Origin of the sequence: Streptococcus sp. 263_SSPC (assembly GCF_001071995.1) — a bacterium.
Lineage (GTDB): Bacteria > Bacillota > Bacilli > Lactobacillales > Aerococcaceae > Granulicatella.
Map to the genome: position 1 here is coordinate 1 of NZ_JVNU01000042.1, position 15,432 is coordinate 15,432.

Genomic DNA, 15,432 nt, shown 5'->3' on the forward strand with positions numbered 1-15,432 from the left:
ATTCCTTGTATTTTTTTAATATTTCTAATTCAACTTCTTTTCTTCGTAATTCTAATTTTAATTGATCGATTTCAGAAAGTTTAGCCATTCCTTTTTCATAAGAATATTGTTTACCCACCTGTTGGTGGAAACGATGTGTTTCTCCATTTTTATACCATCTAAACCATGTTTCTACTTGCGTTTTGTTTTTAATGTTTAACTCCTGCATTACTTGTTTTGTACTATATCCCTGTAATTTCATTTCTACGGCTTTATTTTTAGTATCGGCTGAATAAGCAACACGATTTTTAACCATAAAAAGACACCTCCATGCGTATTTGATAATATTGTACCAAATCCAACTTGGAGGTGTTTTTATTTAATTCTCATTTACGGGGGTCAGTGCCTTCCTAGTGTCACGCTTTTTTAGCGTTGCAAAACTTTCATTATGAGAGTAGACTAGAAAGGTACACACTGAAAAGGAGTGATTTGAATGAAGAAAATCGAACAAAAAGATTTATTCGAGTTGAAAAATGTAGGGCAACCTGTTGTGGCAGGAGATGCTTTCTTTTTTACAGAAACAAAAATGAATGAAAAGAAAAATACGTACGAGACAGCCATCTATAAGTACACCGCTGACGGCAACGTAGCATATGGAGACGAAGGAACAGTGAATTCATCGCTGAAAGTGTCTCCAGATGGGAAATGGATTAGCTTCATCAGCAATGCAGGAGAAGAAAAGACTCCACAACTAAAAATTCAATCGATTAATGGCGGGAAAGCCATCGCCTTAACAGAAGAGAAAAAAGGCGTGTCTAGCTATGTTTGGGAAAAAGATAGTGAGTCGATTGTCTTCCAAACTACAAAACCAGAGGAAGAAGAGAAGAAAGAAGAATTCCCTCAACCAATCGTTGTGGAAAAAACAACGTACCGTTTTGACGGAGGAACTTTCTTACCAAACGATGAAGTCACTCAAATCAAAAAAGTGGATATCGTTACAAAAGAAAGTTCAACACTATTCGAATCAAAAGAATCCATCAGTCTCCGCGATGTATTGCATCATGGAACAACGCTTGTAGTTGACCGCGATTTATCAAACGTTCGCTGGACATTAGACAGTGCAGAAGCGTGCTACGTGGATGTAACAACAGGCGATATTCATCCGATTCTTGAAGCTGGAACAGACGAGTCTTATCGATATGTCTTGGATTCAAAAGACGGAGCAGTCCTACAATATAGTTCAGGAGAGCACGGATTCGTGACGCAAGCAGACTTAATCGTGAACTTCGATAGCACTCCAACTGCAGAAGGGCAACTTTTAAACTTAACAGCCGACCTCGATGTGGAATGGGGCGACTGGCTCGTGGCGGATTTCCAACAAGCCGTGACAGGAGTTGCGCCACAATGGTTTGACGAAGAAAGCTTCTTAGCTTGCGCAAGCGTTGAGGGCAAAACCGTTCTTTACCGTTTATATTTAGACGGACGAGTGGAAAAAATCTTCGATGAACACTTACACCTCACAGGAGCAACAATCATCTCTGAAAACGAGCTATTCATCATCTATTCAACAACAACTGTACCTAGCGTATTAGCGCGCTTAAACTTAATAACAGGAGAAATCACAGACCTTTATAATCCAAACGAAGCGTACTTAGCTGAGCACATCGTGACAATACCTGAACGTTTCACTTATAAAGGATACGACAACTGGGATATCCACGGATGGTACATGCCGCCAGTAGAAAAAGCAGACAAGCACGCGGCAATTCTCTATGTGCACGGTGGACCACAAGTGGCTTACGGAGAAAGCTTCTTCCATGAAATGCAAGCCCTCGCTGCAAAAGGTTACGGCGTGATTATGATTAACCCTCGCGGAAGTAACACATACGGACAAGACTTCGTGAAGAGTATTCTCGGCGATTACGGTAACCACGATTTCGACGACTTAATGTTGGGGGTAGACTACATCTTAGAAACACACCCTGAAGTCGACGCGGACCAATTATACGTTGCCGGAGGAAGCTACGGCGGATTCATGACGAACTGGATCGTAACGCACACAGACCGTTTCCGTGCAGCCGTCACGCAACGTTCAATCAGTAACTGGATTAGCTTCTACGGCACTAGCGACATCGGCCCATTCTTCGTGGAAAAACAATTGCTTGATGACATTAACAACCCACAACGCTTATGGGAAATGTCACCAGTAGCTCATGCGAAAAATGCGAAGACGCCATTACTTGTTTTACACGGACAAAGTGACTTACGTTGCCCACAAGAGCAAGGGGAGCAAATGTATATGGCCATGCGTAAAAACAACGTGCCAACAAAAATGATTCTATTCCCTCAGTCTAGCCACGGATTATCTCGTCAAGGATTACCAAACCTTCGTCAAGCGCGTCTAAAAGCTATTACAGACTGGTTTGAGGAGTATTCAAAATAACAGCGTCCACTCTCAAACAGCAGAGGTTGACGCACTTACTAATTGATTGATTTCAAAAAATCCGTAAGGAATCTGAGAAATCAATAGACATACAACCATTTAAATAGGGTGAGTCGATATCGGCTCACCCATGTTGCTTAATTAGAATAATAAAGAGTAGAGTTTATTAGCCTAATTGAACAAATTTAAATGTTGTTGCATGGTCTCCACACTAGACTGCAACTGTTGAAGAGAAGTATTAAAGTCTTTCATCCACTCGGTTGAAACGACTGACAATTTTAACCGTGCTTCGTTTGTCATGCGAAGCAATGTTTCAAGCGACTGTAAAATGTCGTCTGATTCCTTACCGACCAGTTCCGTTCGGTAAGTTGCAATCAGCATTTCACGGTCCGTTTTAAATTGTTCATACAGTAATCGGTCACAAGACGCAGCCAAAAAGCAAGTACGAGCAGTCAAATTTTCCGTATTACAAATCATGATAATGTTATTGGCATTCTGAAATCGTTGTTGATGTGGATCTTGATTTTTTGGATTGTCACATAACTCCATGGTTTGTGCCTGAACTCGAAACCACTTTAAGCATTTCTCTTCGGGGATACCAAAGCGTTCGAGGGCTCGTTGTTTAAAGTGTTTTGTGAGAGAATACTGTTGAAGATTCGCAAGTCCCATAGCGTACACCTCCTTTCTCAAATTTTCACCTATATTATACTCCTCACGCTAGAGAAAAACACGAAAAGAAGAGTAGATTTGTTGACGAATGTGAGGGAATACGGTATTCTACTAAAAGGAAAAATTAATAGTGACCTGTAAAGGGATATGTGTTGACAGATTCTCTATTATTTGGTAGACTATTGGAGTTGAGAAAACAAGCAGAAGCATCCCGCTTCTCGCCTAAGTTGACACTGGTCCTTGGGCTGATAGGAAATGTTCAAGTTTTAAAAAGACATTGGCAGCGGGAGTATTCTATTACTTCCGTTGCTTTTTTGCTTTTTTTCTCTCAAAAATTCTTGGAGGTGAATATCATAGCAAAAGATATGATGGTCAATGATGGAATTCGCGCTCGTGAGTTACGTGTTATTGACAATAACGGTGAACAAATTGGTGTTCAAACGAAAAACGATGCTTTACGTTTAGCAGAACAAGCTGGACTTGATCTAGTATTAGTTTCGCCAAACGCAAAACCGCCAGTTGCCAGAATCATGGATTATGGTAAATATCGCTTTGAACAACAGAAAAAAGAACGAGAAGCTCGCAAAAACCAAAAAGTCATCAATATCAAAGAAGTGCGTCTAAGCCCTACAATTGATGAGAACGACTTTAATACGAAGTTAAAAGCGGCGATCAAGTTCCTTGAAAAAGGTGATAAAGTCAAAGCAAGCATTCGCTTCAAAGGTCGTGCCATTACTCATAAAGAGATTGGTCAAAAAGTTCTCGAGCGTTTAGCAGAACAAGTTTCTGAAATCGCAACAGTTGAACAAAAGGCTAAAATGGACGGACGAAGCATGTTCTTGATGTTAGCACCTAAGAATGATAAGTAAAAAAGTAACAGGAGGAAAGTCTCATGCCAAAACAAAAAACACACCGTGGTTCAGCTAAACGTTTCAAACGTACAGGTGGTGGAGGATTAAAACGTTCTCAAGCCTTCACAAGCCACCGTTTCCATGGCAAAACTAAAAAACAACGTCGTCACTTGCGTAAACAAACAATGGTTCACGCTACTGACATCAAACGTATTAAACAACAATTAAGTCAAATGCGTTAATTCAGCACGCAAACTATTACATTTTCAAGCCAGTCGCAAGAGACTGATAGACCAAGGAGGAATTAATTATGCCACGTGTTAAAGGTGGAACAGTTACTCGTCGTCGTCGTAACCGCGTTTTAAAATTAGCTAAAGGTTACTACGGAGCGAAATCAAAATTATTTAAAACAGCTAAACAAGCAGTCATGAAATCATATATGTATGCTTACCGTGACCGTCGTCAAAAGAAACGTGACTTCCGTAAATTATGGATCGCACGTATCAATGCGGCAGCTCGTTTAAACGGATTAAGCTACAGCAAATTAATGCACGGCTTAAAATTAGCTGGTATCGAAATGAACCGCAAAATGTTAGCTGACTTAGCAGTTAACGATGCAGCTGCTTTCACAGTATTAGCAGACAAAGCTAAAGAAGCATTAGCAAAATAATTTTATTTTCTAGATAATAGATCCACATTTGAGCCCCGTTAAACTCAATGTGAAGAATACCAAGAAAGAAATTGGAGGAAACAATCGTGCGTACAACATACATGGCTAAAGCTAGCACTACAGAACGTAACTGGGTTGTTATCGACGCTACTGATGTGCCATTAGGACGTCTTTCAGCTGTTGCAGCAAGCATTTTACGTGGAAAAAACAAACCAACATTTACACCTAACGTTGATACAGGTGATTTCGTAATCATCATCAACGCTGACAAAGTTGCCTTAACAGGTAAAAAAGCAACTGATAAAGTTTACTATCACCACTCAAACCACCCTGGTGGATTGACTGCTCGTACAGCTGGTGAATTACGTGCTAACAACTCTCGTAAATTAGTTGAATTATCAATCAAAGGCATGTTACCTAAGAACTCATTAGGTCGTCGTCAATTTACTAAATTACATGTTTACGGTGGAGCTGAACATCCACATGCTGCACAACAACCAGTAGCAGTAGACATCCAATCACTAATCTAAGGAGGAAAAAGCATTGGCTCAAGCACAATACCGCGGCACTGGACGCCGTAAAAACTCAACTGCCCGTGTTATCTTAGTACCAGGGACAGGAAACATTACAATTAACAAAAAATCAATCGAAGAATACATCCCATTTGCTTACTTACACGAAGTAATCAAACAACCTTTAAACTTAACTGAAACATTAGGTTCATACGACGTTTTAGTTAACGTTAACGGTGGTGGATTCACAGGTCAATCAGGAGCTATCCGTCACGGAATCGCTCGTGCATTATTAACAGTTGACCCTGACTTCCGTGGAGTGTTAAAAGCTGCTGGCTTATTAACACGTGACCCACGTATGAAAGAACGTAAAAAACCAGGCTTGAAAAAAGCTCGTAAAGCATCACAATTTAGTAAACGTTAAAACTTATTTAAACTTATTGAAAGCATTTCGTATCAAAAATACGGGATGCTTTTTCTGTTCACCCCAAATTTTTGTAACTAGGTGATACTTGAAATTAATACAAATTTGGTTGTTTTTGATAAATCTAAGCAACACTACATGATGAAGTGAAAGGGGATGAATCTTTGATAGTATTCACTTATTGTGAAATATGATATATTTATTAATTAGATGGATGAATACTTCTAGAGTTAAATATAGTATAATAGGGACATACTTTTTGGTTTATTTTTGTTTGTAGTCGGATTATGAAAGAATATCCAATATTATGCGATAAGATAGAATGTTACAAAAAAGAAAGGGGATGCAATCCGATGAAGAAAGACAGATTAATTGTATTGACAGATGCTGTTCTAGCAATTATTATGACCATCTTGGTTTTAGAGTTAGAAAAACCAACAACACCAAGTCTTGAAGCTTTTTGGGATTTACGGCAAAATTTCTTTGCTTGTTTTCTTTCCTTTTTCTGGTTGGGATCGTTATGGATGGCACTAAACACATTATGGGAAAAGGTTGAGAAAATTTCCTCAGAAATTATTTGGTGGAATTTGTTTCTACTCTTGGAGCGGCAGGAGTTCTCTTTGGAGAATTTCATGCCATCCAAGATACAAGTCTGAATGATGTGGTGGACCGGATCTATATAAATGTCAAGGATTTACCGTTTCAGTCCTTGGGAGCTTTAGCTAATATCCTGTCTGATATTAAGAAGGGACTGATTCAAGACAGTCATATCTGGTCTTTCTTCCAGTCATTTTTCAAACAATATCAGTTGATAATCAGCTTAAATCAGATCTATCAGTTTGTCTATCTTTCTCTGATGGAGATCATGTCCTATCTTCACTTTGATTATTGGAAAAAAACGGCTCGGTCAGGAGCTAGTATGAATAAGGAGAACAAATGAAACGTTTAAAAATGTTATGGCATATTATGCAGGTTACGGGTTTTACTCGGTTTGCTCTGAGTTTTGTGGCCTTTGTTTTTGGGTCAGGAGGCGTGCTTTTCCTAGTTGAACCTGCTATCACAAATTACGGAGACGGTCTTTGGTATGCTTTTGTGACTTCGACGACTGTCGGCTACGGGGATCTCCTAGCTGTGACCTTGATTGGAAGGATTACCAGTGTCTTCTTGACGATTTATGGGCTCATATTTTTTGGCTGTTTATCAGCTGTTATTTTTAATTATTATACCAATTTAAATAAGGAAAGAGGAGAGGACAAATGATGCCAATTATTCAACACGGGAATACCGTGAGAAATTATACGATGACCTTCATGTTCGATTGAGAGATACAGCGATTTTGATGTGTGCAATTTTTATTGCCTCTATCGGACTAAATATGAATTCAACAGCTGTCATTATAGGAGCCATGTTGATTTCACCTCTCATGACACCGATTGTTGGACTGGGATTCGGTTTAGCTATTTTTGATACGCGTTTAATCAAGCAATCTCTAGAGGTTTTATTGACTCAAGTGTTGGTCAGTTTGCTTGTCTCGACTCTGTATTTCTGGATTTCTCCCTTGTCTTATGCAAGTAGCGAGTTGATTGCACGAACCTCTCCAACCATTTGGGATGTTCTCATTGCTATTGCTGGTGGGATAGCAGGGTTCATTGGTTCAAGGAAAAAAGAAGCAAACAATATCGTACCAGGAGTAGCCATCGCAACAGCTCTGATGCCACCTATCTGCACTGCAGGCTATGGTTTAGCTAATGGAAATGTACGATTTTTATTTGGGGCTCTTTATCTTTTCTTGATCAACTGTGTCTTTATCATGCTAATCAACATTGTTGGAACAAGAATTATGATGAGAAAATCTCCCTTAAGTTCATTTAATGAGCTAAGCATTAAAATGAGAATTGGGTTGATATCCTTGATTGTATTATTGGTCCTTCCAGCCAGCTATTCAGCAGTCACTCTGACGATGGATCAAGCGCGAAAAGAAGGGATCAAACAGTTTGTAGGAAATGAGTTTGCCAATCATACGGTCATTAATCAAGTCTACAAGTCAAGTAATAATGAATTGGTCTTGACGGTTGTTGGAGATCCGATTTCAGAAGAAGAATTAGAAATCATTCGCCAAAAACAAGCCTCTTACGGTATTCAATCTGTTCAATTGAAAGTCAAGCAATTCCACAATTCGGCAAAATTAGATAGTCAGACGATCAAGGAATTTTACGAAAACATTGACAAGTATATCGAACAAAAACTCTCTGAAAAAGATTTACAAAACGATCGCGCAAAAGAAAATGAAGCAGACAAGGATTGAGGACGATGAACTGTATAGGTTTTTCTTTCTGGTTGTTTTCTGATAACGGTTCATAAATGAACAAAGCAAGCCTTAAAACGTTAATACGTAACAAGAATTACTTACAAAATTTCAGCACTCTGTATTTGCAGGGTGCTTTTTTGTTAGTACGAATTATTTATTCACTGCACGTATTTTGGTATAATGCGGATATTAACTTTATTAGTCGAGGAGTATTTATGTCTTATATCAGCACCATTAAAATCGCACTGATTTTATTTCCTATTTTAGCGTTTGTCATTACCATTCCGTACATGATTGCAAACTATCGAAAATACGGTTCGGTGAATAAATTGCGCACGGTTATTTTTTATTCGTTTATCTTATATTTACTGGCGGCGTACTTATTAGTGAACTTGCCACTTCCGGACCCAGAGACGGTTCATACGACGTACACAGACAAATTAAACCTCGTTCCGTTTTCGTTTGTAGCGGACTTCTTCAACGATAGCCCGTTTGTACTGACAGATCCATCGACATGGTTTGATTCGATGAAATATCCATCGTTCTACGTCCCAGCATTCAATGTATTGATGCTCGTGCCGTTTGGGATTTACATGCGTTATTATTTCAAATGCAGCTTCAAGAAGACGATTTTATTAACAGCGCTACTCAGCTTATTCTTTGAGCTTACTCAACTATCTGGATTGTACTTCATATATCCAGGTCCTTACCGTCTATGCGACATCGATGATATTATTCAAAACACGACTGGTGGCGCACTCGGGTACTTCATTGGCCAACTTGCAGTTTGGGTTCTTCCTTCAAGAGACGCCATTGATGAGAAATCCTTTGAGGAGGGAACACGCGTATCGAGCATTCGCGTCATGTTGTCGCTCCTCATTGACGCAGCGATTGTCTACGTACCTTATAGTTTCTTGAATACAACCATTCCAGTTTCCGCATTGTTTGCATTGTATTTTGCCGTAGTGCCACTCATTAATGGAAAAACACTCGGAAGCGCCTTGCTTAAATTTGGAGTAGAGTTCAAAGACAACAAAGCCTTTCGTACAGTACTCAGAGGTATCCTCATCACAGCGTACTTCAACTGGATTCCGCTAGGATTACTCACACTCATGGATGTCTTTAACTTTGAAGCAGAAACACCAGAATTCCTCGTATTATTTGCAGGAACCTTACTCATATTCGTATTGTACTTCTTAATCATCCTTATCGTGACGCTCTTCAATCGTCGTTTCCTATTCGACCGATTAACAGGGGCGGAGTACCAAAGCACAATTGATAGAAAAGCATAATCGTTTTTCTAAAATGAATTAACATTTTTAGCATCCCATTTATTGGGGTGCTTTTTTGTGTAGAGAATTGAGGTCAGTTGACACAGCCGTTGGAGCAACGCGACTTACGGATGTGGCTGCGACGGGCGAAGCCCTAGCCAGGGGGTGTTGGTGCTTTAGCAACTTACAGCCATGGGTGCGAAGGGCGAAGGCCTAGCAAGGGGATGTTGCTACTTTAGTAGCTTACAGCCCAGGCTTCGCTGGTTGAAGCCCTAGCCTCAAAATGTTAATATCATTTTTTCGATATTATTTTAAATCGAATTAATACTCGTCGCTACTTAATAGTAATGATTAGCTTTTTATGTAGATAAAGATTATACTTAACCTATCCACAAGTGAAAGTGAGGAATTAATATGGAAAATTTAGTAGTATCTATTTTCAAAACAGAAAGTGAAGCTTATCAGGCATTTGCTGAGTTGAAAACATTCAAGCAAACTGAGAAAACAAAAGTCGCTCAAATTGCTGTTATCAAAAATGAAGGCGGTCATATTACTGATAAAGATCGTTTTGATTTTGAAGATTCTGCAAATGATGGTGCTTTAAAAGGCGGCCTAATCGGTGCGTTTGTCGGACTGCTAGCGGGACCATTAGGTGTATTATTTGGTTACGGAATTGGAAGTCTATACGGATTAGCCGGAGGCGATACTGTTGAAGCTGTCCAAGAAGGTTTAATCGACCAAGTTTCTCAAAAATTAGTTAGTGGTGAAACTGCTCTTGTTGCTTTAGTTCAAGAAGATGATGAGCAAGTATTAAATGCTTATTTTAATAAATACGACACACAAATTTTACGTTGGAATGTTGAATCAGTAGTAGAAGAAATTGAAGCTGCTGCAAAAGTTCAAGCTGATCTTTATAATAAGGCTCGCGCTCAAATGAAAGCAGAACGTAAAGAGGCTCGTAAAGAAAAAATCGAAGAATTCAAAAATAATATTAAAGCTAAATTCGAAAATTTAAAATTATAATTAAATTTGATCTCAGCACTCTGTATTTACAGGGTGCTTTTTTGTTGTAGAAATGGAGAGCATAGAAAAAGGAATTAAGTAAACATTGTACTTAATTCCTTTGTAAATAAATCTATTCAGTTTACGATTAAAACATATTTCTTACTATAAAGAGGTTAGGAAAGTAAGTCCGCCCAAAATGACTCCAGCTGCATTAGGGGAAATAAGTATCCAGTCTTTTTTTGGTTCTTTAGTCCAACCGTAAATAACCCAGATTAGACAAGAAACGGCAGCAAAAAGCGGCTGGAAAGGTTGACCTTTACTTCCTTGTAGGTTTGCGATAATTTGTGGAATATAAGCAATAAATACAAGGAAACCGATAAAAGCTCCAATAGATCCAACAAAACGGTTAATCTTTTGTTTTGACATATGTTTCCTCCAAAAAAGTTAATACGGATATACTAACACATATTCTTTATTTTATAAACATATATTGATTTTAAGAGTCATTTTTAAAGATTTCTTAATCAGTAAAGAATAGATTAAATTACAGACGGATTGGATAGAAAAGCGAGAATAAAATGCGGATATGGTATAATGAAGTCACAAGTATTTCATTAGAGGAAGTGGCCAGATGAAAATTATTGTCGATCGCAATTCGGTTTGTGCCGGAGATGATGTATACAATCATGAGATGACATTCGAGGTGCCAGAGAGCTTAACCGTAGCCGAATTCTTTGACTTGGTGGAGAGTCATGGATTCTTAGCAGCGATTGTAGGAAACGATGTGGCGTGGGGGCTTCAAAATCGCACGGGTAAAATCGGAGAGTATTTTACAAAAACAGGAGAAGTCACTCATCCAGAAGTGAGCATTAAAGATAAAATGGACGAAGCAGGCGGAGACCCTCATTTCTTCGTGCGCTATTATAGCAATCCCGAATGGGCCAGAGAAAACAGCAACGGAGGACAAGCATGAACCGTGAAGAATTTTTAAATCGAATCAATAAAGAAGGATTTTCATTTGCCATCGATATGACACGCTGCGGATTTTCAGACTGTAAGTCACTCGTTCGCAGTCGTAGACTTTCCGAGGAACAGCTCTACCAGATGTTTGTGGAATTTTGTGAGGAGCTTGAGAATTGTCTCAGGGAAGCAGGGGACGAGCGTCGCATGCTGTTTAATAAATATCCCGTGAGCCCAGTTCATGATAAATATAAAACCAAGTTCGATGCGATTTCTCCAAACGGACGTGAATTCCGCTTCGATTTTGTATTTCGCAATGACAATCATCTGAAAGTGTACCATCTATTTGAAACGATTAATGGACGTAAGAGGATTACATGGAAAGATGTTATTAGTGAGATATTGGATGCATTATAAAACAGTAGTCACCGATGATTCGGTGGCTATTTCTTTTGGAAAGGTATTTTTCTTGAGAAATTATTCATAAGCAGATGTTTCAAAGAGAATGGATGTGTCATGTTAAAATAATTCTAAAGAGAACTCAAGGGGGAAACCATATGACAGAATATCAGTTACCACGCGTTTGGAGCGCAGCCGATTCTAACCAAGGGAAGTTCTCAGGAATTAACCGTCCAACGGCAGGAGCGCGTTTTGAACAAACCTTACCAGTCGGAGAAACAGACTTACAAGTGTATTCGCTAGGGACACCAAACGGCGTTAAAGTGACCATTATGCTGGAAGAATTACTCGAAGCAGGCGTTGACAAGGCAGCCTATGATTTATTCAAAATTACGATTATGGATGGGGACCAATTCGGTAGCGACTTTGTAGCGATTAACCCGAATTCGAAGATTCCAGCACTCTTAGACCGTTCAGGAGATGAACCAATTCGCGTCTTTGAGTCAGCGAATATCTTGTTATATTTAGCAGAAAAATTCGGAAAATTCCTTCCGCAAGATACTGCTAAACGTACAGAAGTCTTAAACTGGCTCTTCTGGCAAACAGGAGCAGCACCATTCTTAGGTGGCGGATTTGGACATTTCTTCAACTACGCGCCAGAAAAAATCGAGTACGCCATTAACCGTTTCACAATGGAAGCGAAACGCCAATTAGACTTGCTGGATAAAGAGTTAGTGAAGCGCCCATATATCGCAGGAGACGAATACACGATTGCTGATATTGCCATCTGGTCATGGTACGGACGCCTCGTGCAAGGACACTTGTATCAAAATTCTGCAGAGTTCCTTGATGCACAAAGCTACAAGCATTTAAACGAATGGGCAGACAGAATTGCCAAACGTCCCGCTGTACAAAAGGGAGTAGAAGCGGAGTATAAATCTATTAAATAAAGAAGGGTTAGTATGATTGAATATAAAAATGTCGCCTTACGTTATGACGCAAAGCTCGTTTTAAAAGACGTGAACCTTACGATTAACGACGGCGAATTTATGGTGTTAGTGGGGCCATCCGGTTCAGGGAAAACAACCATGTTAAAGATGATTAATCAGTTGATTGAACCGACTGATGGAAATATTTATTTAAATGAAAAACGAATCAAGGAACATGACCAACGAAAATTACGCTTAGAGACAGGCTATGTACTTCAACAAATCGCACTGTTTCCGAACTTAACGGTAGCGGAAAACATCGCGCTCATCCCTGAAATGAAAGGGTGGAAGAAGGAGCAAATCGCTGCGAAAACAAAGGAATTACTCGACAAGGTAGGCCTTCCAGCAGAAGATTATGCCAAACGACTTCCAAGCGAACTCTCTGGTGGGGAACAACAACGTGTTGGGATTATCAGAGCCATTATTGCAGAACCGATGACGCTTCTCATGGACGAACCATTCTCAGCTCTTGATGCGATTTCTCGTAAGCAACTACAAGAACTTACGAAAGCATTGCACCGAGAGTTCAAGATGACGACGATTTTCGTTACCCATGATACAGACGAAGCATTGAAGTTGGGTGACCGTATTGCAGTCTTGAAAGACGGAGCCATCGAGCAAGTCGCACGTCCTGAAGAAATCTTAGAGCATCCTGCAACGGAATTTGTCCAAGAATTGTTCAAAGGAGGTGCTGTTCATGCATAATCTTGTAACGACCTTCCAAGAGCGATTTAGCGACTGGACAGTGGCACTAGGGCAACATTTACAACTCTCGCTATTAGCGTTATTAATTTCGATTGTCGTGGCCGTACCGCTAGCCGTTGTTTTAAGCTCACACAAGCGCTCTGCGGCATTTGTTCTTCAAGTGGCAGGGATTTTCCAAACAATTCCATCTCTTGCGCTATTAGGGCTCTTTATTCCGTTTATGGGGATTGGAACGGTCCCAGCACTGACAACTCTTGTGATTTACGCCTTATTCCCGATTTTACAAAATACGATTACGGGACTACAGGGGATTGACCCAAGCTTGGAAGAAGCGGGAGTTGCCTTTGGGATGACGAAGTGGGAACGATTGAAGAAGTTTGAGATTCCAATCGCGATGCCTGTCATCATGTCAGGAGTGCGCACTTCAGCGGTATTTATTATCGGGACAGCCACTCTTGCAGCGTTAATCGGGGCAGGGGGACTCGGTTCCTTCATCCTTCTTGGAATTGACCGCAACAACGCCAGCTTGATTTTAATCGGGGCGATCTCTTCAGCCGTTCTCGCGATTGCGTTTAGTACATTGTTGAAATGGATGGAACATGCCAAATTAAAAACGATTTTCGCAACGTTTATCGTCCTATTTGCCGGACTCGGAGCGTCTTTTGTTTCAGGGATGATGCCTTCGATGGGCCAACAAACCCTTATCATCGCTGGTAAATTAGGACCTGAACCAGAAATCTTAGCGAATATGTATAAACTCTTAATTGAGGAAAATACGAAGCTGAAAGTCGAAGTGAAACCAAACTTCGGGAAGACAACGTTCTTGTATGAAGCCTTGAAGAATGGGGACATCGACATTTACCCAGAATTCACAGGAACGATTACGGAGAGCTTGTTGAAGCCAGCGCCAAAAGTATCGCATGATCCAGAAGAAGTGTACGAATTGGCGAAAGATGGCATCTTGAAGCAAGACAATTTGGCATACTTGAAGCCAATGGAATACCAAAATACGTATGCCGTCGCGGTCCCAAGAGCCATCGCTGAAAAATACGGACTCAAGACCATCTCAGACTTGAAGAAAGTCGAAGGTCAATTAAAAGCTGGATTCACACTTGAATTCAATGACCGAGATGACGGAAACCGCGGCCTTCAAAAGGTATACGGATTGAACCTCAACGTCGCAACGATGGAACCAAGCCTTCGCTACCAAGCGATTCAATCGGGTGACATTCAAATCACCGACGCGTATTCAACGGACGCAGAAATCACGCGTTATGACCTTGTGGTGCTAGAAGACGACAAGCAATTATTCCCACCTTACCAAGGCGCACCTTTAATGAAGGAAGCGTTATTGAAACAACATCCGGAATTGGAAGGCGTGCTTAATGTCTTAGCTGGAAAGATTACGGCGGAACAAATGAGTCGCATGAACTATGAAGTGGGAGTTGAAGGCCAATCCGCAGAAACCGTCGCTCGCAACTTCTTACAAAGTGAAGGGCTGTTAAAGAAATAAAAAATGGGATTTGTTAAAATCCTTCAGAATCCTTTGGATTTATTTATAGTAAATAGAATAGCTGTACCTGCGTGAGCCTTGGTCTCACGCCTACCAAGCTTCAAAGAAAGAGTAGGAGAGAATCTCCAACTCTTTCTAATTCACATTGGTTACAATCGCTATTCTTATTACTATAAAATCCAAGGATTCTTTTGTATTTTAACGTATATTTTTAGAGCCATTCATTTTGAAGTTGCGAGAACGGTTTTGTGGGTGCATTCAACGCGACTACATGACTGGATAAGAAGCATTTTCTTGTTCTGCCTCCATTTTTGGGGGATAAATATAAGGAAAAAAGGAATGTAGTATGGCACTGACCCCCGTAAATGAGAATTAAATAAAAACACCTCCAAGTTGGATTTGGTACAATATTATCAAATACGCATGGAGGTGTCTTTTTATGGTTAAAAATCGTGTTGCTTATTCAGCCGATACTAAAAATAAAGCCGTAGAAATGAAATTACAGGGATATAGTACAAAACAAGTAATGCAGGAGTTAAACATTAAAAACAAAACGCAAGTAGAAACATGGTTTAGATGGTATAAAAATGGAGAAACACATCGTTTCCACCAACAGGTGGGTAAACAATATTCTTATGAAAAAGGAATGGCTAAACTTTCTGAAATCGATCAATTAAAATTAGAATTACGAAGAAAAGAAGTTGAATTAGAAATATTAAAAAAATACAAGGAAT

20 protein-coding genes and 1 other annotated feature are annotated in these 15,432 nt (G+C 39.8%); of the genes, 17 read left to right on the top strand and 3 right to left on the bottom strand.

Features of this window, described 5'->3' with window-relative positions; genetic code table 11:
- On the bottom strand, positions 1–295 hold a 295-nt coding region (locus tag ADH02_RS06540; protein ID WP_048782010.1), incomplete at its 3' end, for a transposase.
- Positions 296–472: 177 nt separating this feature from the next.
- On the opposite strand from ADH02_RS06540, the gene ADH02_RS06545 reads away from it, so the two are divergent.
- Entirely contained in the window at positions 473–2,422 is a 1,950-nt protein-coding gene (locus ADH02_RS06545) for a S9 family peptidase (RefSeq protein ID WP_048783562.1), read from the top strand.
- A 171-nt stretch (positions 2,423–2,593) separates the two neighbouring features.
- Here ADH02_RS06545 and ADH02_RS06550 read toward each other — a convergent pair whose 3' ends face one another.
- Positions 2,594–3,091: a hypothetical protein gene (locus ADH02_RS06550; RefSeq protein ID WP_048783565.1), complete on the bottom strand. Its 498-nt coding sequence runs from the start codon at positions 3,089–3,091 to the stop codon at positions 2,594–2,596.
- A gap of 192 nt (positions 3,092–3,283) precedes the next feature.
- Positions 3,284–3,412 (top strand) — a sequence feature (ribosomal protein L20 leader region).
- Positions 3,413–3,456: 44 nt separating this feature from the next.
- Here ADH02_RS06550 and infC point away from each other — a divergent pair.
- The 10 genes from infC to ADH02_RS06605 all read left to right on the top strand — a co-directional run bounded on the left by infC (position 3,457) and on the right by ADH02_RS06605 (position 10,150).
- Positions 3,457–3,960 (top strand): translation initiation factor IF-3, encoded by a 504-nt coding sequence (gene infC / locus ADH02_RS06555; RefSeq protein ID WP_005605919.1) that lies wholly within the window; start codon positions 3,457–3,459, stop codon positions 3,958–3,960.
- Positions 3,961–3,983: 23 nt separating this feature from the next.
- Positions 3,984–4,184 (top strand): 50S ribosomal protein L35, encoded by a 201-nt coding sequence (rpmI, locus tag ADH02_RS06560; RefSeq protein ID WP_005605917.1) that lies wholly within the window; start codon positions 3,984–3,986, stop codon positions 4,182–4,184.
- Between the two features lie 68 nt (positions 4,185–4,252).
- Positions 4,253–4,612, top strand: a complete 360-nt coding sequence (rplT, locus tag ADH02_RS06565) for a 50S ribosomal protein L20 (RefSeq protein WP_005605911.1) — start codon at positions 4,253–4,255, stop codon at positions 4,610–4,612.
- An 86-nt stretch (positions 4,613–4,698) separates the two neighbouring features.
- Complete coding sequence (rplM, locus tag ADH02_RS06570; RefSeq protein ID WP_039848825.1) at positions 4,699–5,142, top strand: 50S ribosomal protein L13; 444 nt, start codon at positions 4,699–4,701, stop codon at positions 5,140–5,142.
- Positions 5,143–5,155: 13 nt separating this feature from the next.
- Positions 5,156–5,548 (top strand): 30S ribosomal protein S9, encoded by a 393-nt coding sequence (gene rpsI, locus ADH02_RS06575; RefSeq protein WP_005605904.1) that lies wholly within the window; start codon positions 5,156–5,158, stop codon positions 5,546–5,548.
- A 353-nt stretch (positions 5,549–5,901) separates the two neighbouring features.
- A complete protein-coding gene (locus ADH02_RS06580; RefSeq protein WP_048783566.1) occupies positions 5,902–6,204 on the top strand; it encodes a TMEM175 family protein in 303 nt (100 codons plus the stop codon).
- Between the two features lie 280 nt (positions 6,205–6,484).
- Positions 6,485–6,808, top strand: coding sequence for a potassium channel family protein (locus ADH02_RS06590; RefSeq protein ID WP_048711036.1), 324 nt, complete (start codon positions 6,485–6,487; stop codon positions 6,806–6,808).
- Entirely contained in the window at positions 6,783–7,853 is a 1,071-nt protein-coding gene (locus tag ADH02_RS06595) for a TIGR00341 family protein (protein ID WP_048783568.1), read from the top strand. The genes ADH02_RS06590 and ADH02_RS06595 overlap by 26 nt, the downstream gene beginning before the upstream one ends.
- A 218-nt stretch (positions 7,854–8,071) precedes the next feature.
- Positions 8,072–9,148 (top strand): VanZ family protein, encoded by a 1,077-nt coding sequence (locus tag ADH02_RS06600; protein ID WP_048783569.1) that lies wholly within the window; start codon positions 8,072–8,074, stop codon positions 9,146–9,148.
- 393 nt (positions 9,149–9,541) lie between these two features.
- Positions 9,542–10,150 (top strand): DUF1269 domain-containing protein, encoded by a 609-nt coding sequence (locus tag ADH02_RS06605; RefSeq protein WP_048713928.1) that lies wholly within the window; start codon positions 9,542–9,544, stop codon positions 10,148–10,150.
- A 144-nt stretch (positions 10,151–10,294) separates the two neighbouring features.
- On the opposite strand, the gene ADH02_RS06610 is transcribed toward ADH02_RS06605, so the two are convergent.
- Positions 10,295–10,558: a SemiSWEET family transporter gene (locus ADH02_RS06610; RefSeq protein WP_048783572.1), complete on the bottom strand. Its 264-nt coding sequence runs from the start codon at positions 10,556–10,558 to the stop codon at positions 10,295–10,297.
- A 205-nt stretch (positions 10,559–10,763) separates the two neighbouring features.
- Between ADH02_RS06610 and ADH02_RS06615 the strand changes: the two genes are divergently transcribed.
- The 6 genes from ADH02_RS06615 to ADH02_RS06640 all read left to right on the top strand — a co-directional run.
- On the top strand, positions 10,764–11,105 hold the full coding sequence (locus ADH02_RS06615) for a hypothetical protein (protein WP_048709613.1): 342 nt from the start codon (positions 10,764–10,766) through the stop codon (positions 11,103–11,105).
- Complete coding sequence (locus ADH02_RS06620) at positions 11,102–11,509, top strand: hypothetical protein (RefSeq protein WP_048783574.1); 408 nt, start codon at positions 11,102–11,104, stop codon at positions 11,507–11,509. Before ADH02_RS06615 ends, ADH02_RS06620 begins: the two co-directional genes overlap by 4 nt.
- A 140-nt stretch (positions 11,510–11,649) precedes the next feature.
- The gene (gene yghU / locus ADH02_RS06625; RefSeq protein WP_048783575.1) at positions 11,650–12,441 is read left to right on the top strand and encodes a glutathione-dependent disulfide-bond oxidoreductase; all 792 of its coding nucleotides are present in this window, start codon (positions 11,650–11,652) and stop codon (positions 12,439–12,441) included.
- A 12-nt stretch (positions 12,442–12,453) separates the two neighbouring features.
- Positions 12,454–13,185, top strand: coding sequence for an ABC transporter ATP-binding protein (locus ADH02_RS06630; RefSeq protein ID WP_048783577.1), 732 nt, complete (start codon positions 12,454–12,456; stop codon positions 13,183–13,185).
- Entirely contained in the window at positions 13,178–14,698 is a 1,521-nt protein-coding gene (locus ADH02_RS06635; RefSeq protein WP_048783579.1) for an ABC transporter permease/substrate-binding protein, read from the top strand. Before ADH02_RS06630 ends, ADH02_RS06635 begins: the two co-directional genes overlap by 8 nt.
- Positions 14,699–15,137: 439 nt before the next feature.
- A partial coding sequence (locus tag ADH02_RS06640; protein WP_048782010.1) for a transposase occupies positions 15,138–15,432 on the top strand: 295 nt, incomplete at its 3' end.

Excerpts from the sequence above, each read along its gene's own strand:
- ADH02_RS06615 (WP_048709613.1), top strand. The coding sequence starts at position 10,764 with ATGAAAATTATTGTCGATCGCAATTCGGTTTGTGCCGGAGATGATGTA.
- ADH02_RS06605 (WP_048713928.1), top strand. The coding sequence starts at position 9,542 with ATGGAAAATTTAGTAGTATCTATTTTCAAAACAGAAAGTGAAGCTTAT.
- ADH02_RS06590 (WP_048711036.1), top strand. The coding sequence starts at position 6,485 with ATGAAACGTTTAAAAATGTTATGGCATATTATGCAGGTTACGGGTTTT.
- ADH02_RS06620 (WP_048783574.1), top strand. The coding sequence starts at position 11,102 with ATGAACCGTGAAGAATTTTTAAATCGAATCAATAAAGAAGGATTTTCA.
- rpmI (WP_005605917.1), top strand. The coding sequence starts at position 3,984 with ATGCCAAAACAAAAAACACACCGTGGTTCAGCTAAACGTTTCAAACGT.
- rplT (WP_005605911.1), top strand. The coding sequence starts at position 4,253 with ATGCCACGTGTTAAAGGTGGAACAGTTACTCGTCGTCGTCGTAACCGC.
- ADH02_RS06600 (WP_048783569.1), top strand. The coding sequence starts at position 8,072 with ATGTCTTATATCAGCACCATTAAAATCGCACTGATTTTATTTCCTATT.
- ADH02_RS06635 (WP_048783579.1), top strand. The coding sequence starts at position 13,178 with ATGCATAATCTTGTAACGACCTTCCAAGAGCGATTTAGCGACTGGACA.
- yghU (WP_048783575.1), top strand. The coding sequence starts at position 11,650 with ATGACAGAATATCAGTTACCACGCGTTTGGAGCGCAGCCGATTCTAAC.
- ADH02_RS06610 (WP_048783572.1), bottom strand. The coding sequence starts at position 10,558 with ATGTCAAAACAAAAGATTAACCGTTTTGTTGGATCTATTGGAGCTTTT.
- ADH02_RS06580 (WP_048783566.1), top strand. The coding sequence starts at position 5,902 with ATGAAGAAAGACAGATTAATTGTATTGACAGATGCTGTTCTAGCAATT.
- infC (WP_005605919.1), top strand. The coding sequence starts at position 3,457 with ATGATGGTCAATGATGGAATTCGCGCTCGTGAGTTACGTGTTATTGAC.
- ADH02_RS06545 (WP_048783562.1), top strand. The coding sequence starts at position 473 with ATGAAGAAAATCGAACAAAAAGATTTATTCGAGTTGAAAAATGTAGGG.
- ADH02_RS06550 (WP_048783565.1), bottom strand. The coding sequence starts at position 3,091 with ATGGGACTTGCGAATCTTCAACAGTATTCTCTCACAAAACACTTTAAA.
- ADH02_RS06630 (WP_048783577.1), top strand. The coding sequence starts at position 12,454 with ATGATTGAATATAAAAATGTCGCCTTACGTTATGACGCAAAGCTCGTT.